The 25350-nt window shown below is 43.9% G+C and carries 18 protein-coding genes; 4 read left to right on the forward strand and 14 right to left on the reverse strand.

What is annotated here, in order from left to right; translation table 11 throughout:
• Positions 1-4: 4 nt before the first annotated feature.
• The 3 genes from DFP80_RS04960 to DFP80_RS04970 form a co-directional block, all read right to left on the reverse strand.
• Positions 5-760 (reverse strand): CLCA_X family protein, encoded by a 756-nt coding sequence (locus DFP80_RS04960; RefSeq protein WP_113915708.1) that lies wholly within the window; start codon positions 758-760, stop codon positions 5-7.
• Between the two features lie 46 nt (positions 761-806).
• The gene (locus DFP80_RS04965; protein WP_147243838.1) at positions 807-1271 is read right to left on the reverse strand and encodes a hypothetical protein; all 465 of its coding nucleotides are present in this window, start codon (positions 1269-1271) and stop codon (positions 807-809) included.
• A gap of 392 nt (positions 1272-1663) precedes the next feature.
• Positions 1664-2284 carry a LysE family translocator gene (locus tag DFP80_RS04970; RefSeq protein ID WP_158601340.1) on the reverse strand — a complete coding sequence of 207 codons (621 nt, stop codon included), beginning with the start codon at positions 2282-2284 and terminating at the stop codon, positions 1664-1666.
• Positions 2285-2387: 103 nt separating this feature from the next.
• Here DFP80_RS04970 and DFP80_RS04975 point away from each other — a divergent pair, with 103 nt between their 5' ends.
• A complete protein-coding gene (locus DFP80_RS04975; RefSeq protein ID WP_113915759.1) occupies positions 2388-3212 on the forward strand; it encodes an AraC family transcriptional regulator in 825 nt (274 codons plus the stop codon).
• A 14-nt stretch (positions 3213-3226) separates the two neighbouring features.
• Here the strand turns inward: DFP80_RS04975 and DFP80_RS04980 are convergent, their stop codons facing one another.
• Both DFP80_RS04980 and rluC read right to left on the reverse strand, forming a co-directional pair.
• Positions 3227-4693, reverse strand: a complete 1467-nt coding sequence (locus tag DFP80_RS04980; RefSeq protein ID WP_113915711.1) for an anion permease — start codon at positions 4691-4693, stop codon at positions 3227-3229.
• 185 nt (positions 4694-4878) lie between these two features.
• A complete protein-coding gene (rluC, locus tag DFP80_RS04985; protein ID WP_113915712.1) occupies positions 4879-5850 on the reverse strand; it encodes a 23S rRNA pseudouridine(955/2504/2580) synthase RluC in 972 nt (323 codons plus the stop codon).
• Positions 5851-6318: 468 nt separating this feature from the next.
• On the opposite strand from rluC, the gene rne reads away from it, so the two are divergent.
• Together rne and DFP80_RS04995 are read left to right on the forward strand one after the other, a co-directional pair.
• A complete protein-coding gene (rne, locus tag DFP80_RS04990) occupies positions 6319-9609 on the forward strand; it encodes a ribonuclease E (protein WP_113915713.1) in 3291 nt (1096 codons plus the stop codon).
• A gap of 125 nt (positions 9610-9734) precedes the next feature.
• Positions 9735-11387 (forward strand): SulP family inorganic anion transporter, encoded by a 1653-nt coding sequence (locus DFP80_RS04995; protein ID WP_113915714.1) that lies wholly within the window; start codon positions 9735-9737, stop codon positions 11385-11387.
• 121 nt (positions 11388-11508) lie between these two features.
• On the opposite strand, the gene DFP80_RS05000 is transcribed toward DFP80_RS04995, so the two are convergent.
• From DFP80_RS05000 to DFP80_RS05040, 9 genes are all read right to left on the reverse strand, one after another.
• Complete coding sequence (locus DFP80_RS05000; protein ID WP_113915715.1) at positions 11509-12195, reverse strand: ABC transporter ATP-binding protein; 687 nt, start codon at positions 12193-12195, stop codon at positions 11509-11511.
• Positions 12192-13043 carry an ABC transporter ATP-binding protein gene (locus tag DFP80_RS05005; RefSeq protein ID WP_113915716.1) on the reverse strand — a complete coding sequence of 284 codons (852 nt, stop codon included), beginning with the start codon at positions 13041-13043 and terminating at the stop codon, positions 12192-12194. The genes DFP80_RS05000 and DFP80_RS05005 overlap by 4 nt, the downstream gene beginning before the upstream one ends.
• Positions 13033-13893 (reverse strand): ABC transporter permease, encoded by an 861-nt coding sequence (locus DFP80_RS05010; RefSeq protein WP_175020594.1) that lies wholly within the window; start codon positions 13891-13893, stop codon positions 13033-13035. Before DFP80_RS05010 ends, DFP80_RS05005 begins: the two co-directional genes overlap by 11 nt.
• An 8-nt stretch (positions 13894-13901) precedes the next feature.
• The gene (locus tag DFP80_RS05015; RefSeq protein ID WP_113915718.1) at positions 13902-14957 is read right to left on the reverse strand and encodes an ABC transporter permease; all 1056 of its coding nucleotides are present in this window, start codon (positions 14955-14957) and stop codon (positions 13902-13904) included.
• A gap of 16 nt (positions 14958-14973) precedes the next feature.
• A complete protein-coding gene (locus tag DFP80_RS05020) occupies positions 14974-16539 on the reverse strand; it encodes an ABC transporter substrate-binding protein (protein ID WP_113915719.1) in 1566 nt (521 codons plus the stop codon).
• A gap of 388 nt (positions 16540-16927) precedes the next feature.
• Positions 16928-19639 carry a hsp70 family protein gene (locus DFP80_RS05025; RefSeq protein ID WP_113915720.1) on the reverse strand — a complete coding sequence of 904 codons (2712 nt, stop codon included), beginning with the start codon at positions 19637-19639 and terminating at the stop codon, positions 16928-16930.
• A 3-nt stretch (positions 19640-19642) separates the two neighbouring features.
• Positions 19643-21421, reverse strand: a complete 1779-nt coding sequence (locus DFP80_RS05030) for an Hsp70 family protein (RefSeq protein WP_113915721.1) — start codon at positions 21419-21421, stop codon at positions 19643-19645.
• A gap of 3 nt (positions 21422-21424) precedes the next feature.
• Complete coding sequence (locus DFP80_RS05035; RefSeq protein ID WP_113915722.1) at positions 21425-22033, reverse strand: DUF2760 domain-containing protein; 609 nt, start codon at positions 22031-22033, stop codon at positions 21425-21427.
• 21 nt (positions 22034-22054) lie between these two features.
• The gene (locus tag DFP80_RS05040; RefSeq protein ID WP_113915723.1) at positions 22055-23983 is read right to left on the reverse strand and encodes an ATP-binding cassette domain-containing protein; all 1929 of its coding nucleotides are present in this window, start codon (positions 23981-23983) and stop codon (positions 22055-22057) included.
• Positions 23984-24245: 262 nt separating this feature from the next.
• Here DFP80_RS05040 and DFP80_RS05045 point away from each other — a divergent pair, with 262 nt between their 5' ends.
• The gene (locus DFP80_RS05045; protein ID WP_113915724.1) at positions 24246-25340 is read left to right on the forward strand and encodes an efflux RND transporter periplasmic adaptor subunit; all 1095 of its coding nucleotides are present in this window, start codon (positions 24246-24248) and stop codon (positions 25338-25340) included.
• Positions 25341-25350: the final 10 nt, after the last annotated feature.

The following is a 25350-nucleotide window of genomic DNA, read 5'->3' on the forward strand; positions in this document are numbered from 1 at the left end:
AAAATCATGCACTCTGCAACGCTCGACCAAGCAGACTGAAATAACTATGAAAGGCTTGGCTGATACGGTGTCGCTGTTCACCTTGCGGATAAAGCCCTATTTTGGCTTCTTCAGAGTAGCGACTTCCTTTCACTAAAAAAGCGCTGTTAGGCATTGCGTCTTCTACGAAAGCTTCAAAGGCTCTTGCTGACATCTCTTCTGGTTTGGCGTAATAGACTATTTTAAGCTTTTGGTCAGCAAGGCGAGAAGCTTGAAACATGTCGCTGGGCTCGTCTCCCTTTTCATTTAACATAATGGCTTTGAAGCATTCAGCCAATAATAAGCTCAGTGGGTGAGGCTGCCTGTTACGAGACAGTTGTAATTGAGTGCTATTAAGCCAGCATGCAGAAGCAAAATGAGAAGGCGAGACATGCTGGAACATTTTTTCACCCATGTAATGGTCGAAAGCATGAAACCATTCGTGAGCAAGGCTGCCAGCACCTGCGTTTTTCGCTAGAGACAATTGCCTAGTTGCCGGAACATAATGAGCTGCCACACCGGGTCGTCCACCCTTTCCATACTGAAGACCAAGAGTACCCCGTAAAGATATCAGCTGTTCCGGCCCTTGCAGTACAGACATTAGATCTTCTAGCGCTCGATAAAAATTAACCGCCGCGCGATCTCTTTCTTCTGGCGTTACCCAACGCCCCATCTCAATGCCACGAAAATCGAATTGCCGACGTATAATGACAAAATTAACTGGGGCTTGATAAGCAGACATTTAGACTCGCTAATTAACTGTAAAGACCTTAAAGTAAAGTCGTTTTTTAAGTGATACCAAATTGTTGGTTAAATTCAGCAATTTTCGCACGTCGCATATCCTTTAGATCCCGCAACTGGCTCTCCACTCTACTTTTTACAACCTCTATTGTACCTAGATCGGCAGTGGCAACAGCATTTTCTAATTCGCTCTCATATTGATCTAATAAAGTATCATAATCGTCTTGGTACGCTTCTTCCACCAACGCCAAAGCTACTTGGTGCTGATAGCTAACAGCCTGTTCCGTATGTTTTTGAATGTACGCCAGTGAATTATCAAAATACAGTTGCTTTAATGAGTCCGTTGCCGTGATGGGGCCCTTAGAGGCACCTCTCCTTTCATCCGACACGATTCTTGCAGAGGAAATTTCTGCGTCATAACCCATGCCGGTTTGTGCAAAGCTGGCAGGCACAGTATTTAAAACGAGAATTGCGGTAAGAGACTGCAGTTTTTTTAGAAAAACTTTCTTCATGATGGTCATTCTCAACGAGTTATCTGGTAAAACTGTCTTAGAATTAACTGCATGATTAACTCTAAGACTGTTATTGATTCTATTGGGGCACCGAGGTAAGAACAACAGCAAACATAAGGATGCACATTTTAACCTTATCTTTGTGCTTTTAAGATCACCATCTGACAGAGCATTTTTTAAAGCGCTACAAAACACTTTTATAAATATGACACCCTCTTATGTATAGTACGATCCACTTTGTCCTTGCCTCCAACAAAGGCCGTTACGTTACGGTGCGTCATTAGTTACATCCTCCCAATATTTAGGGGTAAAGCATTCAAGCACAAACTTTCAAAAATAAAAATTTAAACAAAAAGGATAACTACATATTTGCGCACGCCTTTATCTAGAGATTACGGCAACAACAATACAACAATTGAAAAACAGACAAACATCGAACCTGTAGCAGCATCTACCCACATCATATGTCGCACAAAGAAGGCTGACACATAACCACACAACGTGCTATAGACTAAATGCACACAAAAAGTACAAAGCAACAAAATCAGAGTAAGAGTAACAGTCTGTGAAATCACGCTGCTCTCTGGATGGATAAAAGCAGGAAGTAGAGCAGTGAAAAACACTAAGGTTTTCGGATTAAAAATAGACAGAATAACACCAGTTACGAATGTTGTTTCTTTGTCGGACTTTTCAACTCTCACCTCACCTTGAATGCTTTTAAAGATAGGCCATAAAATGCGAATACCTAAATAGCCAATATATAATCCACCAAAGTATTTAATCGCCAAAAAAGCAAACGTTGAGTGCAAAATCAAAGCACTTAAGCCGGTTACCGTTGCTATAGAAACGACGCCCATGCCAAATAAAATCCCAAACATCACTGGCAATGTTCTCCTGATGCCAAAGAACAGAGCAGAATTCAATACAGCAAGCGTGCCTGGACCCGGTGTCCCTGCCGCAATCAAACAAATTGCAATGTAATACAAAACAGTATCGCTACCAAGATCAAACATAAATCCTCCCATATAAAACAAGAATCTATTATCTATGTAGAGATATTTGCTTATAGGATAAAATTGCGTTTTTATGGCATCTCAACAACCCAAAAGGTATTTTATGGAAACGGAAATCGGATCACATTTCTTTAATCTGGATTGTTACGATGGGATTGAATGTGTTCGAGCAAACTTCAAAAATCAGCACTTTTCAAAACATATTCACGAAGGCTACGCCATTGGCATCATTGAATATGGGGCACAAAGATTTTTCAGCGGAGGAGAAAACCACACATCTGGAGCAGGCAGCTTAGTCATTGTTAATGCGGATTCAGTTCACACTGGAGGCCCAGCTTCAGAAAATGGCTGGGGATATCGAGCCATGTACCCTACTCCGGATTTTTTCGATGACCTTCTAAGTGACTTTACATGTAAGTCAAAAAACGCACCTTATTTCCATAACCCAATTATTGATAACGAACAACTTATAAGAAAGCTCAACCTAATATTCAGCTCTATCGCTGACAAAGCGTCAAGGCTGACCCTAGAAATCATGATTTATGATTTTTTCATACAATTAACACTCAACAGTAAGACAAATAATTCAGTCCCCCCTACGGAAAAGGCAAAGAAATCATTGCTCAATGCTAAAGAATACATTCATGCTTATGCTAGTCAGGAAATTAGCCTAGAAAACTTATCAAGAACGGTTGGCGTGAGCAAATACCATCTCATTCGCCAATTCCAATCTTCATTTGGCATCACCCCTCACCAATATCAAATTCAATCTCGGTTACAAAAAGCAAAAAATTTACTTAAAAGTGGTAAGGAACCAAGCAGAGTTGCCTTAGATTGCGGGTTTTTCGATCAAAGCCATATGAGTCGTCATTTTAAAAAGGCACTAGGAACAACACCTCACCACTACCAAAAGAGAGTCAACCTTTAGCCTAATGCTTACCTCTACCAATAACCTAACACTTTCCACCATAGCCCACCAACAACGCCCCATACCGCTAGATTAACGACACTCATAATAAAGCCCATGATCCACCAATCTTCCATTGAAACATAACCGGAACCAAAGATGATTGGAGATGTGCCAGTCGCATAATGAGTCAATGACATCATTAAAGAAGAAGCACCAGCAAGCAACAAGCCAAGATACAAAGGCGGTGCGCCTAACGCCAACCCTGCGGTATAAAAAGCCGCAAACATGGCGGTAATATGTGCGGTCGTACTTGCAAAGAAATAATGGACATAGAAATAAATTGTAACCAAAATAACAACAGAAATGGCCCAATCAAAACCCAAGTGTTCAATATTGCTTTCCACTACAGTTGAAAACCATTGCACTAGTCCTAGTTTATTCAAAAAAGTAGCCATCATTACCAAAGCCGAGAACCATACCACCGTGTCCCAAGCGGATTTCTCTTTGAGCACATCATCCCAGCTCAAAACCCCCGTTACCAATAAAACCGACAAACCTAAAAATGCTACCGCGGTTGTATTCACTGCGTAGTTTGCACCAAACAACATTTCAGGAATGCCAGCCCAGAGAATCAATAAAAGAGCAAACACCGCCACCATAACTTTTTCACCATAAGACATAGGCCCCATTTCGGTGAGTCTAGACTTTGCGTAAGTTTTTGCATCTGGCGTACTTTTGGTCTCAGGAGGATAAATGGCATAAACAACCAAAGGCACAAGTGCAATACACACCAAGCCTGGCAAAAGTGCCGCTAGCGCCCATGTTCCCCAAGTAATGCTAATGTTAGCACCAGTGGCGTCAGAAATTAATTTAACAATTAAAGGATTCGGCGCAGTGGCGGTAATGAACATGGCCGAAGTAACAGGATTGATATGGTAATTGACCAGAGCAAGATAATGGCCAATTTTACGAGAAGTTCCTTCTTCTGGCGAAGAACCAAAACTAGTCGCAATTGATTTCATAATCGGATGAATTATACCGCCTCCCCGTGCAGTATTACTCGGCGTTACTGGTGCGATAACCAATTCTGATATAGCCAAAGCATAGCCAATACCAATGGTCTTTTTTCCAAATAAAGAAATGAAATAGTAACCGATACGATTTCCAAGCCCTGTCTTCGCCAAGCCCCGAGAGATGACAATCGCAATACCGATCAACCAAATCAGAGAATTCGAAAAGCCACTCAATGCATCTTTAATCGCGCCTGCAGGCTTATCGTTAGTGACACCGGTTACAGCCACGAGAGTAATCGCCAAAATCGCGAGCGCTCCAATGGGCATCGCCTTACCGATAATAGCCACTACAGTGCCAACAAATAAAGCCAGTAAATGCCAAGCACTTACAGATACACCATCAGGTACAGGCACAACAAACCAGATTAGGAGAGCGATAAAAATAGAAACAAGTCCCGGAATGATCCGGGTATCAAGGGCTTTCATGAAATATCCTTTCACTTAAGAATAAAATCCCCTCTAGATAAGACAGGGAAATACCCCTACATGTTAGTACATGTAGCACCAGCAAAAGGTGATACACATCATGGAAGCAAGATTAACCAATAACAAGGTAAAAAAAGACCTGCATCAGCACGTCTTTTATACAATGATCTCAAAACGACAAATAGTTAAGAAAAGACTCCCGTTAATTTCTCATTCATCAAGAGTTGCCACTCCTTATCAAGCGGCGCTTCAAAAAGCATACGCTCACCATTCAACATAATGTCTAATCGTGTTGCGTGCAGACATAAACGTTTAAAGCCAAGAGCTTTTGTCGCTTTTAAAGATTCTGCTGGTGAATATTTTTCGTCCCCCACAATCGGGTAACCCGCATATTGAGTATGAACCCGAATTTGATGTGTACGCCCTGTCACAGGCTCGCACTCAACCAAACTATAACCTTCAAACTGTCTAACCAATTTAAACCGGGTCAAACTCTCTTTTCCATCAGTGTGGACTCTGACAACCCGCTCTCCAGATTGCAGTTCATTTTTCAATAAAGGGGCATTAACTTGCAATTTTCGCTTAGGCCAGCTGCCATAAACCAATGCTAGATACGTTTTTTGTACGCCTTCTTTTTCACGCAACGCCGTATGCAACTCTTTTAGGACTGCACGCTTCTTGGCTATCATGATCAGGCCAGAAGTGTCCCTATCAAGCCGGTGAACAAGCTCAATAAATTTTTCCAATGGTCGCATTTGACGAACCACCTCAACCAAACCAAAACTCAAACCACTGCCACCATGAACCGCCAAGCCAGAAGGTTTATTAACAACGATCAACCCCTTATCTTCATAGACAATACGAGATTCTATCTCGCTTTTAAGGCGATCCGACAAGACAGGCTTATCAGATTCTGGTGCAATTACAATGGGCGCAATGCGCACAACATCTTCATTTTGTAGACGATAGTCTGGCTTAGTCCGCTTTTTATTAACACGTATTTCACCTTTCCTAAGTAAGTTATAAATCTTGCCTTTCGGAACACCCTTCAAAAAGGTAACCAAAAAATTATCGATTCGCTGACCTGTATTATTCTCGTCAATAGTGACGTAACGAACCGCGGGACGCTCTGCTGATTTTAGTTCTGAGTCCGACATAAGCTAAGATTGGTTTCCTTTATAATTGAAGCACTTAGATTTTACTGTTATATTCACATTCGCAAAGGGTAAGAGGCAACAAAACACCTCGAAGATAAGATGCAAGAATTGAATGACAATTGCCGAAGCGACACTTTGGCCCCCTATCTTACCTCTGTAACAGTTAATCTTAAATAATAAACCGCATGATTCGGAAAAATCCGCTTCAGTGGAAGGAACTCTCATTAAATTGCTAGGCCACGCGTTCGCGTTGTTTCGTAAAAGCAAAAAACGAGACCGGTTAAAGAGACTATTTGGTATTGATCACGGCAGCGACCGCATAAAAGCGTTTAAGATAAATAAACGAATCGCGTACTCCTCTCGCCAGAGAACACTAAATGACTTGCTCTAATTCTGAGTCAAATTTATTAATGGTTACCTATCACTGTTGTGGCTCTTTCGTATCCGCTAACAGAGTTCACACATATAATGATTAGAATGCTTATCAATGCAACTCAACAAGAAGAGTTGCGCGTCGCCCTAGTAGACGGACAACGTCTATATGACCTAGACATTGAATCCGGTTCGCGCGAACAAAAGAAATCGAACATATACAAAGGCCGTATCACTCGCATTGAGCCGAGTTTAGAAGCGGCATTTGTTGACTTCGGCGCAGATCGCCACGGATTCCTACCTTTAAAAGAGATTTCCAAAACCTACTTTTCCAAAAAATCCAACCACGAAGGCCGAATTAACATCAAAGATGTGTTAAGTGAAGGTCAGGAAGTGATTGTTCAAGTGGACAAAGAGGAGCGCGGAAACAAAGGCGCTGCCCTAACCACGTTTGTTAGCTTAGCAGGTCGTTATTTGGTTCTGATGCCAAATAACCCACGTGCTGGTGGTATTTCTCGTCGTATCGATGGAGATGACAGATCACACCTAAAAGAAGCTATGTCAGGCCTCAACACCCCAGAAAACGGCGGGCTTATCGTTCGTACCGCTGGCGTTGGTCGCTCAACAGAAGAGTTACAATGGGATTTAGATTACCTTGATACGCTTTGGTCTTCCATTACCAAAGCCGCATCTGAAAAACCGGCTCCTTTCTTAATTTATCAAGAAAGCAATATTGTCATCCGCGCTATTCGCGATTACCTGCGCGAAGACATTGGCGAAGTATTAATTGATGAAAAAAGCGCTTATCAAGACGCGATCAATTTTGTTATGCAGGTTATGCCGCACTTTAAATCGCGCATTAAAATGTATACCGATTCAACACCTCTGTTTAACCGTTTCCAGATCGAGACTCAGATCGAAACAGCTTTCCAACGTGAAGTTCGTTTACCTTCAGGTGGTTCTATCGTTATCGACCCTACAGAGGCGTTAGTTTCTATCGATATCAACTCAGCCCGTGCAACGAAAGGGGGGGATATCGAAGAAACAGCACTGCAAACAAACTTAGAAGCCGCAGATGAAATTGCTCGCCAGCTACGTCTTCGTGATATTGGTGGTTTGGTTGTTATCGACTTCATCGATATGACACCAGTACGCAACCAAAAAGAAGTAGAGAGCCGCATGAAAAACGCTTTAGAAGCGGATCGTGCTCGCGTTCAACTTGGTCGTATTTCTCGCTTTGGTTTGTTAGAAATGTCACGTCAACGCTTGCGCCCTTCTCTTGGGGAAACCAGCGGCATTGTGTGCCCTCGCTGTAATGGGCAAGGGTTCATACGTGATGTAGAATCTCTAGCACTGTCCGTACTCCGCCTCATTGAAGAAGAATGCTCCAAAGAACGCACAGCGCAAATACGTGCGGTCTTACCTGTATCTGTTGCAACCTTCTTGCTTAACGAAAAGCGCACCAATATTGCGAAGATTGAAAAACGTAACAGCGTTCATATTATTCTTGTGCCAAATCCACATATGGAAACACCGCACTTTGAAGTAGAACGGATTCGTGATGACAGTACAGTTGTCACTCAAAACGATAACAGCTACACCTTAGTAGAAACACCAGAACAACCACCTTACGAGCCTCGTAAAGTAAATGAAAATGTTCGCCCTCAAGCTGCTGTAACAAGCATCGCCCCTAAAGCGCCGGCTCCTGAACACACAGCTCCCGCAGCAGCTCAAAAGGCAACTAAGAGCACACCAAATAAGCCTAGCTTGCTCAAACGCATCATGACGGCTCTATTTGGTGAAACTCAAACCAAAGCAAAACCTAAAGCAGTTAATAAAGCAAACGCTACAACACCTTCACAAAATGATCGTGACACATCGAGTAAGCCTAACGGTAAGCGCGTAAATAGAAACAAGCGTAACGTTAAGCATCAGAATACAGATCGTGACGATAGCAATACGACTGAAAAAAATCGTTCAACTCGTCAATCACGCCGTGAACAAGCTGAAGCAGGCACAAAAGGCAACAATCGTCGCAACAATCGTGGCAATAAACAAGACTCTCAAGAGCCGAAAACCGAGAAGCAAGAGGCTGTCGTAAAAACAGCTCCGCGCCAACCTCAAAAAGAAGTTCCTGACGTTAAAGAACGTAAACGTGATCGCAATGATAATCGCCGTCGTAATGGCAAACTTAAAGACGAAGCATTAGAAGCTGTTAAACTACAAGAGCAAGAAGATGCAGCTCTAGTAGAAGCAACTAAAAATACTGAAGCAGAAAGCAGCGCAAACAGTGATGAACCTCAACGTCGCTCACGTCGCTCACGCCGCTCACGTCGTCCACAAAAAGAAGAAAACAGCACACAGCAAGAAAATGTTGAGTCTGAAAATGATCAAATCCAACCTACTGAAGCCGCTGCCGCAAAAACAGAAGAAGTGAAACCAACCACTTCAGAAGCTAAGCAAGCTAAAACAGAAGTTGAAGTTAAATCAAAGTCAGAAGAAGATATGGCAGCAAAGTCTATCTCTGAAGATAAGCCTGAAACGGCAGAAGCAGAGAAAGCTGTTGAAGCTGTTGAAGCTGTTGAAGCTGTTGAAGCTGTTGAAGCTGTTGAAGCTGTTGAAGCTGTTGAAGCTGTTGAAGCTGTTGAAGCTGTTGAAGGAAAAGCATCTCCGGCAGATACACAAAAAACAACGGCAGAAGCTGTTAAAGATGAGTCTCCTGAAACAAAACCGTCAAAACCTAAGATGTCTGTGAAAGCGCAAATGCGCAAGATCGAGAAAGAGACACCTGAAGTAGCTGACGAAGCAACAGAACAGGCCAAAACCGAGCCAAAGGTCACTTCAAAAGTAGAGCACACTGAAGCTAAATCAAATACAGCACCTACATCAGAAGAAGCCCCACAGGCGGAGGCCGCTCCAGCCGTAGAGCAAACTGAAGCAGCATCAGATGAAGCCCAAACAACTGCAGAAGAAGCTAATATGGCAGATGAGTCAAAATCTGAACCACAAGAAGCTCACGCCGTTATAGCAGAAGCCGCACAGAAAGAGACTAAGTCTACTGACGACGCTTCCACTTCAGATGCAGAGAATATTGAAGTAAAAGAGACGAAAGAGGAAAAACCAGAAGAGACACCTGGTCGTTCCACTCGAACTCCTCGTCGCGGACGTGGCAAACCTACTGCCAAACAAGCAAATACAGAAGTTAAAGCACCTGTAGAGTTACCTGCTGCCATCTTGGCACAGCAAGAAAAGCTACGCTTAGAACAGGAAGAAAAACGCAACGCTGCGACATCACGTCGCCGCGCATCTTCGGGGAGAGTGAAAAACGATCCAAGGATTGCAAGAGAAGAAAAGTCTGAATCAACTTCAGAAGCTAATGTAGAGTAAACACTGCGGTGTCTATTTAGCAAATCACAAAGGGCCCGCATCATGCGGGCTCTTTTGTAAGAAGGGTACTATGGATTATTTCAACGGATTGATTTGAACATAAATAGCGGACAGGTAATAAAATAATGATCATTGATTTCTCGCGCTTTAAAGATTGGACTCTTGTAGGCGATTTATTTGGCGGCGCCACGACCGCTATTGTGTCACTTCCCCTTGCGCTCGCTTTTGGAGTGGCATCTGGAGCGGGGGCTGAGGCTGGGCTCTGGGGCGCCGTACTCGTCGGCTTATTTGCCGCGCTATTCGGTGGATCCACTAGCTTAATATCTGAGCCTACTGGACCCATGACAGTCATCATGACTGCTGTGCTGACTAGCATGATGGCTAGCAGTCCAGAAGGCGGCGTAGCAATGGCCTTTACCGTGGTGATGATCGCAGGGCTATTTCAAATTACACTGGGTTATTTGAAGCTAGGTAAATACATCACTCTTATGCCATACAGCGTTATTTCAGGCTTTATGTCTGGTATTGGCATTATTTTGATTATATTACAAATTGCTCCCTTTCTTGGACATCCATCGCCAACTGGCGGTGTCACAGGAACCTTAAGTGCACTACCAAACCTTATTGTAAACTTGAAGTTTTCTGAATTATTTCTTGGGCTATTAACCCTTGCTGTGCTTTTTTATCTTCCTAAACAGTGGCGTCGATTTATCCCTCCTCAACTTGTTGCCTTAGTCGCAATCACTCTTATTTCTGTGTTGTTATTTAATGATTCAGATGTGCGCCGTATAGGTGTGATTCCATCAGGCCTGCCATCAATCCACTGGCCCACCTTTGAGCGTTCTGTCTTTATAGAAATGATCATAAATGGATTAGTGCTTGGCACACTAGGCTGCATCGATACATTATTAACGGCCGTCATTGCTGACAGCCTGACACGAAAAGAACACGATTCAAATAGAGAGCTCATCGGCCAAGGTACAGCCAACTTTTTCTCCGGCCTACTTGGGGGCCTTCCTGGTGCTGGCGCAACTATGGGAACGGTCGTCAATATACAGTCTGGCGGAAAATCACCACTGGCAGGTATTACCAGAGCATTAATTCTATTATTAGTTGTACTTGGGGCATCAAAGCTAATCAGCCCCATTCCAATGGCTGTACTTGCTGGCATTGCCTTGTATGTAGGAATCAACATTCTCGACTGGAGTTTTTTAAAGCGCGCGCACAAGGTCGCCCTCTCGCCAACCATTATAATGTATGGAGTAATGGCGCTTACCGTATTTGTCGATCTTATGGTTGCAGTTGGAATCGGGGTTTTTATTGCAAATATAATGACAATCGAGAAGCTTAGCCGACTTCAATCAGGAAACGTGAAAGCAATCAGTGATGCCGACGATGACATCCCGCTGTCAGATGATGAAAAAAATCTATTAGATAAAGCAGATGGAAAGGTATTACTTTTCTACTTGTCTGGTCCTATGATTTTTGGTGCAAGCAAGGCTATTGCCAAACATCACAACCGCATACATAACTATAAAGCTGTAGTATTGGACCTGAGTGCTGTTCCAATGATGGATCTAACCATTAGCCTTGCATTAGAGAACGCCATTAAAGACGCCATAGAAGCCAACTGTTCCGTTTATATCTTCAGTCCTAACGGACAAACAACAGAACGACTTGAAAAGCTGGGCGTATCAAACAGATTGCCACACAATGCGTTTTGCGATTCACGCAAATCCGCCTTGCAGCAAGCGGTTAACAACCTACCTATTGTCTAACAAAACCATAAAAACATTAGATCAAAAAAAGCCGCTTAGATAAACTGACCCGATAAAGTTGGGCTCATTTCTATCTAAGCGGCTTTTTTACTCATAAAACGAACTGAATGCGAATGCGCTTTTAGTTATAAAATTTTTCTGTATCTATTCGGCCCGCTTTCATCGTCACCGCATGATCACACATATAATCCACCACCTCAGGATCATGACTCACCATAACCATGGTTAAATCGCGCTTTTCTTTTAAATCATTTAATAAATTCAAGATTTCAGCTTGCACAGACATGTCCAAGGCAGATGTCGGCTCATCCAATAACAAAAGTTTTGGTTCCAACAACAAGGCACGAATAATGGCTACTCGCTGGCGCTGGCCACCGGATAATTGATGGGGATATCGATCAATCATATTTTCAGCCAAACCAACCTGCTTAAACCCCTCACTCAAGCGATCATCAATATCCTGATAGCCTAGCAATTTTAATGGTTCAGACAAAGCACGACGCAGGCGATGCTTAGGATGCAAGGAAGCATAAGGATCTTGAAAAACCATTTGCACACGACGGCGTAAGTCTCCAGAGAACACCTTGCCAGCGGTTAATGGCTGCCCCAACATGTTAATGCTACCACTCCAATTAGGATTCAATCCTGCTAGCGCCCACAGCAAGGTAGACTTACCGCAACCAGAAGGCCCCACCAAACCAAAACACTCGCCAGCTTTAACGGTTAAACTCACATCATGAACAACAGTATTTCGCTCCGAGCCTTGCACATGACTAATACTGACCTGATTCAATTCGATCAAATTCATCGCACGGCTCCTCCTGTTAAACTCGCAATTTGTTTACGATCTAAAATGGGTAAAGCTTCCCCGCGTTTATCAATATTAGGACGACATGACCATAAAGTTTTCGTATACGGATGAGATGCATTCGATAGTTCTGATGCCGCCAACTGATCAATCAGTTGCCCTTGATACATAACCAAGACACGTTCACAATGATCAGCCACTTGTTGTAAATCATGACTAATCAGCAACAAGCCCATATTACGCTCTTCAACTAAAGAAGAAATCAACTCTAACACTTGATCTCGCACAGCATGATCCAAAGCTGAAGTCGGCTCATCTGCAATCAAGAACTGCGGGTCATTAATTAAAGCCATCGCCAACATCACCCGCTGCCCCATCCCCCCAGATAGCTGGTGTGGATACATCTTGCATAATTGGGCAGGATTCGGCAAACCGACTGCATCCAGCATATATTCGACTTTTTCGATCCGGATTTTTTTTGCTAAAGACTGATGCAACACTAAAGATTCAGCCACTTGTCGCCCAATATTTTGAGTTGGGTTTAAAGCATATTTGGGATCTTGCAGGACCATAGCAACTTGCTTGCCGCGCAACTTATTCCATTGCCGTTGGCTATACGATAAGACGGTTTCCCCAAGCAATTCAAACTGATTCGCCTGAACAAGCAAAGAACCTGGCAACAATCCCATTAGCGAACGCGCAGTAAGCGATTTCCCTGAACCAGACTCTCCAACAAGCGCAACCCGTTCATGCCCCATTGAAAAATTAATACCTTTGACCAACTCAGTACCGTCTTCCAAACCAATTTTCAAATTTTTGACTCGAACCAAACTTGAGTTATTTGTCATGACGAGGATCCATTTTATCTCTAAGCCCATCACCCAGCAGGTTAAACGCAAGACTGGCGAACAAAATAGCAAAACCGGGCACCGCAGCAACCCACCATTGATCGAAAATAACACGACTACCGCTGGACACCATGGAACCCCACTCTGCTGTCGGTGGCTGGATTCCCATACCTAAAAAACCAAGACCTGCCGCCGCTAAAATAATGCCGCCTAAGTTCAGTGCAGCACGCACAATTGCACTCGGCAAAACCAAAGGTAAGATATGACCAACAATCAAACGCAAACCTGTCACACCTTGCATTCTCGCCGCCGACAAATAATCACTGCGACGAATGGACAAGGTCTCCGTTCGAGCTTGACGTGCAAACGACGGCCAATTTGTAAAAGCCAACGCTAGTGCACCATTCATCAAGCCAGGCCCTAAAATAGACACCAGAGCCAGGGCAATAACCAAACTAGGCAAAGACATAACAATGTCAGTAATCCGCATTAAGATGCGCTCTACCCAACCGCCAAAATAGCCGGCAAAAATACCCACGGCCAAACCAATAGGAACCGTTAGAATTACAACCAAACTCACTAAAATAAGTGTTGGACGCGCTCCATATAAAACACGAGAAAATAAATCTCGGCCAAAACGATCGGTACCAAACCAATGCACCAAATCGGGAGCCAATAGTCTGTCTTGGATATTTTGATCATTGGGATCAAAGGGGGAAAAAAGCGGTGCCAGTGACGCTAAAATTAATAGCATCACCACCATTACCAAGCCAATATTGAACGTATTCAACCAACGAGGTAACCGGAAACCCGCCTTCTTGAGTATTAATTGAGATTTCAGGTTATTCATAAAATCCATCATCTTGTTCTTGGGTCCACCCATTTAGTGAGTGCGTCGGCAAACGCATTTAGCAAAATAAAGCAGGTACCAATTAATAACGTTGAACCTAATACAGCAGAAATATCTGAAGCAAATAATGCACTGGTTAAGTAACGGCCCAGCCCAGGCCAAGCAAATACCGTTTCAGTTAGTACTGCCCCTTCTAATAAACTTGCATAAGACAAAGCCAGAATCGTGATTAAAGTGCCTAACACATTAGGAAAAACATGAACCACTACCACTCGAAGACGGCTTGCACCTTTAGCTTGTGCCAAAATGACATATTCTTTATTAGTTTCCTCCAGCATTACAGCGCGCAATAATCTCGTAATCGATGCCATAGACAAAAGCGCCAAAACCGCCACAGGTAACCATAAATGCGCAATGGCATTTTTAATAATGTCGGCATCACCGCTACGAATAGCATCAACTAAAATAAAGCCACTGTTTTGCGTCATCGTATAGGTATAAATATCGTCTAATCGCCCAGGCCCCGCGGACCAATGCAAGGTCGCATAAAACAATAATAGTCCCAATAAACCAAGCCAAAACACTGGCACGGAATAGCCGAGTAAAGAGACCAAACGCGCTAAGTGATCCATCCAGCTCCCCGGTTTATATACCGCCATTCCAGCAAGCAAAATACCGAAAAAAGCGCCAAAAAACATCGCACACGTCGCCAACTCAATCGTCGCTGGAAAAGTTCGCATTAAGTCGCTGACCACAGGCTGCTGAGTCAATTGGGAAACACCCAAGTCACCTTGAAATAACCGTCCTAGGTAATGCAGAAATTGCATTGGCAAAGGCTGATCTAAACCCAATTCATGACGTGCCTGTTGATACGTCGCCTCACTGGCATGATCACCCACCAACTGCAAAACAGGATCGACAGGTGCAGCACGAGACAGAATAAAGGTGAACACCAGCAAGCCGAATAAGGTCAGTGCTAATGAAACAAGGCCGCTCGCCAAATTCTGGCTGCGGCCTATCCAAAGTCGGCGTTTTACGCCGACAGAAGGTGTTGAAGCGCTCATTGTTTAGAGGTGCCCATTATTTAGAAACGTTCTTGTAATACACCATATCTGGCATAATGCCTTGAACATAGCCTTGTAAATCTTCACGAATCGCAACTAGCTTTTTGTTTTGTAAACCAACCACAATCGGCGAACTTTCGCGAACTTTTTTCTGCAAGGCTTGGTACATTTCCGTACGTTTTGCCTCATCTGTTTCAGCGCGCGCTGCAATAGTCATCTTGCTTAATTCAGGAATTTGCCAGTTAGCACGCCATGCGAGTGTTTTCGAGCCGTTTTCAGGGTTATAAGCAAACGCTGACGCATTGGTGTTAGGATCAAAATAATCTGGCCCCCAAGCCGAAACCGTCGCTTCAAAATTATGCTCTTTCACTTCACTTGCAACCTGACTGCTAATACCCGGTATCAATTCAACCTTAATACCAGCACGAGCAAAACTTGCTTGTAGAGCTTGAGCTACATCCAAGTACGGAGGCTGGTTACTGACGATTAGCTTGAAGTGAGGATTTTCAATCCCAGCCTCTTTCAGAATAGCTTTCGCCTTTTCAGGATCATAGTGGTATGGCTGATCTGTCAACGCACCATTAAAACCAACAGGTAAAAACGATTGTTGCACTTGAAATTGACCGCGCATTAAATCAACACCAATTCCCCTGTAATCAAATGCCCAGTGTGCGGCTTCCCAGAACTTCGGATTACCCAAATCAGGGTTATCTTCCACTTTGGCATTAAACAAAATGTAATACAAAGAAGCGTAAGGCAAGGCTAAGGCTTTCACCCCTTTTTTACCTTGCAAAGATTGAAACTGATCAGACCCCAAATTACGAGCAATATCCGCATCGCCTTGTTCGATGAGCAACTGACGCGTTGCTGCATCTGGCACGTTTTTCATCAAAATCAAGTTTAGCTTAGGCGCGCCACCTGGTGAGGTTTTATTCGCAGACAACACCAGAGCTTCATGAGGAATATATTTCTTAATTTGAAAGGGGCCACTGCCTGCTGAATGAGTATTTAACCAAGCGTGTCCAAAATCACCATTTTCTGCATTTGCCATCACGACTTTTTCATCAACAATAGAAGACACTGGTGCAGACAATAGGCTCAAAACAAATGAAGGTCCGACGTTAACGTCCCACATAATTTTGACTTTATCATCAGCAATTTTATGAATATGGCTATCAACATTGGCTTTATTCCAACCCAACTGGGTCAAAATGAATGACGGAGCTAGATTCAACTTAACCACACGCCCCAAAGAAAAAACAACATCTTCTGGACGAACCGGATTACCGCTAGCAAACTCAGCGTCTTTGCGTAAAGTGATAGTCAAGCTATTGGAGGTGGATTCCCAGCTTGAAGCCAAAGTAGGAGCCAGATTCGTCGGATTCTGTGGATCAGATTGCACCAGACGTTGATATACATTAGTAAACGTTTGCACTGAGGTTAACTCAAAACCTTGCGCCGGATCTAAGCTGGTTACATCATCTAATGATTGCGCCACGACTAAGGCATTAGGCGGTGTGGCGGCAAAAGCGGAAAAGCTACTGGCACAAACCAGCAGACTTGCAGCTAATAATTTCTTCATGATTATGGCATCCTTATAATCGGTTCATTGTATATAACATAATGATTTTAAAAAAATAAGCTAAAAAAATAGCCATGTAATCTATAAAAAATATAGATTTCTTCTGTAAGTGAGATGAACTTTTTTAGAGTTGTTTTTGATGTTCTTCCGTTAGAGTGAAAGGTCGCTTTGCCTAGAGGATTAAGCAGTGCCGCAAGCAAACGTTACGCTCACATCTATGATAACAATCTAAATATAAAACCGATAATCAACATTACTGATAAGCTTATTACCTAGGGAATAAAGCTTTAAAATACAGTCGCAAAAAACGCCGGATGAAAATCGAGCGTTTTATGCGGCTACAGATAAAATGATAAAACAATTAGCAGTAAGGTCCATTTGAACAAAACTACAAACGCAAGCCGATGGGCAAGCTCTCTCCGACCAAAGCATTAAGCTCATCGCTGTTGATCTCAATTTGGCTTTCTAAACGTTCAAGCCACTGGATCGGACATTTATCTTTTTTGAGTTTATTTTCCACTTTTTTGCGCATAGCGCTAAGCTTATCAGATTCCTCGACACTAACTTGGCACATCAGTACCGCTGCTAACCCTGCCTGCTTACGCTTTTTCCAATCTTCTTTAAGAGCAACCTCCAAAATCGGAAAGAGTTTGTCCTCTACTATTCTTTGCTCTTGCTTGCCAAATAATAGATGACGGGAAGCAATACGCCCTATCGTCCACCAAGCTGTATCTGGCTCAGAAGTCTTTTGTAAACGCTTCAACAACCAATCAATCGTGGTGACTTTGTCTTCATTCGACAAACTCTCTAACGCGCCAACCAAACGAATTAAATCATCGCTGGATTTAGTCGTCAGTGCTTTCATCTTGTCACGAGAACGCTGCCCTGTTGGCGAATAATATTGGCTAAACTGTTTAAACAAATGCGTTTGTTGCTCTACCGATAAGCCACCAGCAATACGGCGATACAAGGTCCAATATTGCCCCCAAACGGGTGCCGTATCGAACTGAGTGCCTGCTTTAGTGGTATTAACCACTTGCTGAACTCGCGTCATATCATCCTTAGCACCAAAACCTGGGCGTAAACAATAGCCCATGAGCTGCAACCATTGTCGCTCATGCGGAGCGCTTTTGGTTCGAGCTGATTTTACACTTAACAATTTATCCACTAAACGTCGTGACGTGGCAAGATTCCAATCATCTCGATTGCCCAACAGCTGATCCAAATCCTGTTTGAGTGATTTCACCAAATCCGGATTTTGCTTTTGACCCGCACTGGAAAAACACTTAGCTAGATGCTCTTCAGCTTGCCCCATATTGGCATGCAGCAAATCATTTTCATCAGCTTGCTCAGAGCCTTGTGAGGAACCCACATGGGTGGAGAATTCCAAACGCCATTGATCTTTCTGGTTGTGGGCGCATAGCTGGACTTGCAACACACCCACTTCGGTCATTTGAACTGATAAGGTGACTGCTGTCTCTTGCAAATCAATGGAGCCATCTAACTCTGTCATCAAGGTAGAAATGTAATGCAGTCCATTTTGATCACGAAGGTTGCCGACGATACAATCAATATGATCATCGGACCGAAACAAGGGGAACTGCACTTGCTGACCGAGAGTGACAAAGAACTCTTGCTCCAAGCGAATGGTCTCACCTTTCAGAGTGCCCTTTGGCAAGATGCCGACGAACTGATCTTCACCAAGCTTCAAGTACAAACTGTGCGCCACTCCACTTTCAATTCGTGTACTTTCGCCCGCCAAAGCACTTAAATACATGGCTGCGCCTTTGGCAACGGCATCGTTAGGTTCGTCTGCAGAACAGACAAGGATAGGTTCAGAAGACCAAGTATTCAGTTGTTCTAATAACCGAGTTTTCAATACAGGACTATTAAATAAGCCGCCGTTAAACAACACTGCATCCGGCATAGGCGAGCCTGTTGCCGCTTCGATTACAGTTTTATGCTGCTGTAAAAACGCCGCCAAATGACGTGTAAAAGCAGGGTCAGATTCGTAAGGCAAACCCAAAGTGTGCATGGCGTAATCGCTCTTTTGTACCTTGTCATTGCCATTCACCAAAGGAAAAAAGCCATTGTGAATTTGTTCTAACAAGGCGTCTCTGGAGACATCAAACTTTTGCGAGCCACCAATTAAACGACTACCACCACCAAGCACCGTAATACTTAGCGAATCTGGTGCACCATCTCCCAACAAGGTCTCTTTCGCCTGACGAGTTTGCTGAACCAAGGCCGCTAAGCGCGTGGCTGATAAAGCAGAAATTTGTTTTGGATCTAACTGAAACGCCAAGGCTTGATCTAGGTTATCGCCACCCAGTAATAAATGTTCGCCTACGGCAACACGCTTCAGAGATACGCTGCTATTGTTTGAAGACGCAGACTTGATCGCCACCAAACTAAAATCACTGGTACCACCGCCGATATCGACAACCAGAAGCATTTTTTTGTCCGCTAACGCAGCAAGTTTTCCGTCATCACTGATGTAGTGATAACAGGCCGCCTGCGGCTCTTCAAGCAGATATAAATCCTGCAAACCTGCCAACTTCGCCGCTTCTAATGTCAAAGCTCGCGCCTCTTCATCAAAAGAGGCAGGCAAGGTTAACGCGATGGATTGAGACTCTAGCGGTGCCTCTGCAAAGCGATGATTCCAGCTTTGCTTAATGTGTAATAACAGAACCTTACTCGCCTCAAGAGGACTTAGTTTTTTCGGGAACTCACTCGCCCAAGGCAAAATAGCGGAGCGTCTATCAACCTGACGATGGCTCAACCAGCTTTTCGCACTTTGCACCAACTGCCCGGCTCTTCGCTGACCCAGAGTCAACGCTCCCGCACCAACGATGCGCTCTTTATCATGATGACGCCAAGGCAAAACTGGATCAATCTTTCCAATTTCATCTGACGCCAACACATAAATAGCACTCGGCAAATGTGTAAGCTCTTGAACCGAACCATCCGCCATCACTTGAGGAATAGGCAACAATTCTGGTTCAGCTTGCCCATAAGCAGGCACATAAGAGACGACACAATTAGTTGTCCCTAAATCGATACCTACGCGATAAGAGGAACGAGAAGCGGTTTGCGCCATGGTCTAAGCCTCCCTAACTTGAAACTCAATTGTCCAACTTAGGTCAGATTGAGTATCGTGCGCTTGCAGCAGCAGCAATCCCAATTCAGTAACACGGGCAGTCAGATAAACTCGCACCATGTCGCCAGCTTGGTAATGACCTGCGTCTAATCGTACCGACAAAGGGTTCAATTCACTTAGCTGGGGAACAGAAAACGACGCAATGACCTTACCTACCGAATCCACTTCGTTGTTTTTTGATTGGAAAAAACGGAAGGTCACACTTTCACCAACCACAAGAGAAAATTCATTCGGCAGCATTTGCTCTTCTGAACCTTCCTCCAAACCAAATGGCGCTACACAAATGGCATCAACAGGAGGAGCCATTCCAGGAATCGCCGGCATTGGACTAGCCACACCAATGTAATAGTTCGCCGCTAGACCACTTTTTACTTTGACACCGCCCTCAGCTTGCACTTGGGCATAGTAAGTCGCACCTTTAGCAACCGCATAATCCAAATGAGACGGCGTTAACAGAGTTAATGCGCAGCTATCCATCGATTCGGCCAGCATGGAAGCCAAACGAGTTTCTAGGGTATTGCGAATGACAGTGGCATTGAACACACCTCCGTTTAACAACACTTTGCTTGGTTTCACATCGTGCTGAGCTAAGAATTCACTGATATGGCGAGTGATCGCTGGATCACCTTCGTAATCCAAGTTAATCGCACTGAAACCACTACGAACTGTTTTTTGAGCTTGCTCACCCAACTGTGCTTGTGGAAAAAAACCATCAATTAAAAGCCGTTGAACATCGTTTTGTGTCAGCGTTGCCTTGATACTGTTGTTAAACAAACTACGACCACGACTAGGCACAACAACGCTCACGTCATCTAAATCCGCGTTGGTTAGCAAACGCTCTTTTGCTTCTCGGCAAGCTTGGGTCAAACCGCTGATTTGCCAAGGTTCAAGATTAGTGCCGCTTTGCGCTAGCTGAGCCGCCAAATGGTAAGTCAGCGTCAAATCCATATTGTCGCCACCAAGAAGAATATGACGACCCACAGCGACCCGCTCTAGACCAAGCACTCCATCTTGCTCTACCGCTTGGATTAACGATAAATCTGTTGTACCGCCACCCACGTCGACAACCAAAATATGCTCATTGACATCTAGGCTTTCAGACCAGCTTTGCTGATCACTTAACCAAGCATAAAAGGCCGCTAACGGCTCCTCAATCAAACGAGCACGCAAACCGACTTTTTCCGCGGCTTGTTCAGTAATAGCACGAGCAGCAGGATCAAATGATGCAGGCACAGTAATAACAAGGGTTTGCTCGGCAATTGGAGCAGCAGGAAATTGATGGTCCCATGCACTGACCAAATGCGCCAATAAGGTTTCTGTCACCTGTGCTGGAGACACTTTTTCTACTTCTTCAAGCGCATCCACAGGCAATACCGCTTCATCAGCACTAACACGAGAATGACACAACCAGCTTTTGGCACTTTGCACCAATCGACCAGAAGACTTCGCACCCAACTCACGCGCTAGTTGTCCGACTACCGAAGGGGCCCTGCCCCAAGGAAGCTGTAAATCGCTCTCTAAAAATTCACTTTGGTGAGGAAAATACACAAATGAAGGAAGTAAAGGACGAGCATCCACTTGACCTGCCGCGATAAACTGCGGAATCGCCAATTGCTGAATACGACCTACTTGATCTGATTCGGTTGCCGTTTGGCTAGAAGGCGAATAATAGACAGCCGAATGCGTGGTACCTAGATCGATACCAATGAAATATTGACTCATGAGTTATACCTCGATTTCAGCTGGCGCTAGAATATTTAGGCTTTCTGTATTGGTTACTTTTGGCAGACGAGTTTCCGTCACTTTCCAACCAGGATGAATCAGCGTGCCAGAATATGGGCCATCACCTTCCACTCGACCTTCAAGCTTAATCTGCTTGGAATCGTAACCAGATGGTACTTCTACACGGCTATTTTCCGCGGCGCTGTTCACAGCATCAAGAGACACGACATCGATGGTAAAATGTTGCTTCAATACTTTAGAACAACCTGCGTGAATTTGACGAGATGCCGCCCCCACATCCGCATCGCTGTAATCATCAATGCTTTCTTGGATGAAATCGATAAAGCGCGCTTCTTGTTGCAGCAATTGTAGTAACTGGTGCGCTCCGTCAGCGTTGACCGTATCCAAAACAGGTGCAGCGACTTCGATTTCACGAATCACTTCCACTTCTTCTGTTATGACTTTAGGCTCGACTTCGAAGGCAAATTGCTCGCCTTGATCAACCGTTTGACAGCGAGCGGCATAGTCGCCGCTCCCCATGTATTTAAAGAACTGACCAAAAGCGCCAAAAAAGCGCGGTATAAATGAAACTGGTTTAATTTTATTCGTCATAATCTACCCGTTTTGCGCTGTTTACCCATTTTGCATCTCTTCAAGCTCTAACCAACGCTCCATGGTTGTTTCAAGCTCTTCTTCTTTATGCGCTAATTTCGCCAAAGTTTTCTGAACCTTATCCGCATCATCGGTATAAAATTCTGGCGCGCTAGTGGTGACATGCAACGCGGCGATCTCTTCTTCCAACTTCGCAATGGTCGCAGGCATATTGTCAAATTCGCGCTGCATTTTATAGCTTAGCTTCGCTTTTGGTTTCGCCTGGATAGAGGTTTTTTTATCCTCTTCGACTTTTTTTGCGTTTGTCTTGGCTTTTTCTTTTTTACTTGGTGTGTCGTCAGTTTGCGATGTGGATTCTGTTGGGAATTTACCACCTTGACGAATCCAATCTTGATATCCGCCAACGTATTCTTTCACTCGGCCTTCGCCTTCAAAAGCAATCACGCTGGTTACCACGTTATCTAGAAAGGCACGGTCATGGCTTACCAATAACAAGGTGCCATCGTAGCTCATTAGAAGCTCTTCAAGCAGTTCTAATGTTTCCACATCAAGGTCGTTGGTTGGCTCATCCATGATTAACAGATTGGCTGGGCGAGTAAATAACTTCGCTAGCAATACTCGATTTCGCTCACCGCCAGACAAGGCTTTTACTGGAGTACGGGCACGCTCAGGTGGGAAAAGGAAATCACCAAGATAGCCAATAACATGTTTGTTCTGACCATTGATTTCGATAACGTCTTTACCTTCACCAACGTTTTCCGCAACCGTTTGTTCTGGATCAAGTTGCTCACGCAGCTGATCGAAATACGCTACGTTAAGTTTCGTACCTTGACGCACCAAACCCGTTTCTGGCTCAAGATCCCCTAATAGAATTTTAAGGAAGGTACTTTTACCGCAACCATTTGGTCCAATTAGACCGATTCGGTCTCCGCGATTTACCACGAAGTCCATTGGTTGCAAAATTACTTTATCCTCAAATGAATGACCTACTTGAGTAAATTCTGCGACCAACTTACCAGACTTATCTTTGGTCTCAATCGCCATTTTGGCATTGCCTTGGCGATTAATGCGTTCAGAGCGCTCTTCACGTAAGGCTTTCAAAGCACGAACTCGACCTTCATTACGGGTACGACGTGCTTTAATACCTTGGCGAATCCACACTTCTTCTTCTGCAAGGCGCTTATCGAACAAAGCGTTTGCACGCTCTTCTTCTTCCAGCATCTTCTCTTTAAAAGCAAGAAAAGCGGTGATGTTGCCGCTGAAGGAAATTAGATTACCGCGATCAAGTTCGATGATACGGTTAGCCAATTTTTCTAGGAAACGACGGTCATGGGTAATAAATAAGATCAAACCGCGGAATTGCTGAAGCTGTTGCTCCATCCATTCGATTGTTGGCACATCCAAATGGTTAGTTGGCTCGTCTAGTAGCAAGACATCTGGGTTAGAAATCAGCGCCTGCGCCAAAATAACGCGACGACGCCAACCACCAGATAATTCAGACATCAATTTGTCAGCCGGCAAAGCCAAACGCTGAATCATGTGATTCACACGCTGCTCTAGATCCCAGCCTTGAATTCGATCTAATTCAGTCTGAATATCACTTAATTCATTGGTGTGATCATTCTCGAAATCTTCTAATAACTTAAAGTAACGAGTCATTAACGAGTGCGCCTCACCGGCGCCCTCACTGACCACTTCACGAACGGTTTTTTCATTCGCATCAGGCAATTCTTGTGGAAGCTGACCAATAGTCATGCCTCCTTCTAAGCGAACAACGCCTTCATCGGCAACTTGCTCGCCTAAAATGACTTTTAACAGTGTCGACTTACCCGCACCATTACGACCGATAATTGCAACACGCTCTCCAGCTTCGGCTGAAAAACTAATTTTTGACAGCAGTGGATTATGCCCAAAAGCAACACTGATCTGTTCTAACGACAATAGACTCATATCTATCCATATAAAGTAAAAATTTTGTGGCGGTATAGTATCATCCTTCTAACCGAAGGTTCAGCAAATAGACGAGACTAGCGATTAAAAAGAAACAGTTTTTTTGCGTGATAAAATCATTTTTAGCAACTTTGGTCATAAAATGACGATGTTATCTTGCTATTGTCTGCACAAGGTTTAATCAAAAACACTTTCTTCCTTATTATTTACGCATATACTAACCCCAACATAATGATAAATTTTATATCTCACGGAGTGTCAAATGGAGTTTAAGAGCAAGGTAGGACCAATTACAGCAGTGGTCGTTGCCGTCGCAACCGTAACTTGGATGATTGCAGGAGGGAATGGCGTCACGGTTAGTCCAACAGGGGAAAAACCTCATGACAATACCCTTACGTCTCAAACATCAGAAAGTCAGCTAGCATATCCTGTTCAAGCTAAAACTCTTACTACCAAAACCATTGAGATGCATTTGCCATTAAGTGGAAAAACCTTAGCCGGCGAAACTCTTCAACTTATAAATACCTACTCTGGCCGTATTACAAAGCTACCAGTAGAAAAAGGCCGCTTTATCAATAAAGGCAGCTCAATCTTGCAAATCGACACTCGAATATTAAAAGCACAAATAGAACAAGCTGGATTGCTAGTGAAACAAAAACAACTTGAGCTTGACGGCATTAGAAAGCTCAATGCTGGCAATTTGACATCGAAAGTCAATTTAGCCCAAGCAGAAACGGACTTAGCATCCGCAAAAGCAGCAAAAGAAGCATTTTTAATTGACCTAGAAAACGCAAACGTCACAGCGCCCTTTTCCGGCATATTAAACAGTCTAAATGTGCAAGAAGGACAAGTGCTAGCACCAAACACAACGATCGGCACCTTGGTTTCTGTTAACCCAATAAAAGTTAGCGTGAATATCCCACAAAATAAAATCCAACTTATAAAGCTTGGTACTCAAGGCAATATCCGCCTCGAATCAGGCTATGAGACAGAAGGTTTTGTTTCTTATATCAGCACAACAGCCAACGAATCCAGCCGAACCATTAGCGTCGAAATGCAAGTAAGCAATCCAAACAATACCATCCCAGCGGGATTAACGGCGGCTGTAGATTTTGTTTTAGACCAACAAAGAGCTCACGCTTTCTCCCCAGCACTGCTTACTTTAGATGACTCCGGTAGGACAGCCATAAAAACCATTAACATAGACAATACGGTTGTTGTATCAACAGTCGAAATTATTAAATCAGAGCGTGACCAAGTCTGGGTGCGCGGCCTTCCCGATAATGTGAACATCATCACCGTCGGACAGGGTTTTGTTTCTGCGGGCGATAAAGTCGAAGCCCACTACCAAAACTAAGGAGGCCCAT

Source organism: Marinomonas rhizomae (genome assembly GCF_003315485.1).
In the GTDB taxonomy this organism is placed as follows: domain Bacteria; phylum Pseudomonadota; class Gammaproteobacteria; order Pseudomonadales; family Marinomonadaceae; genus Marinomonas; species Marinomonas rhizomae.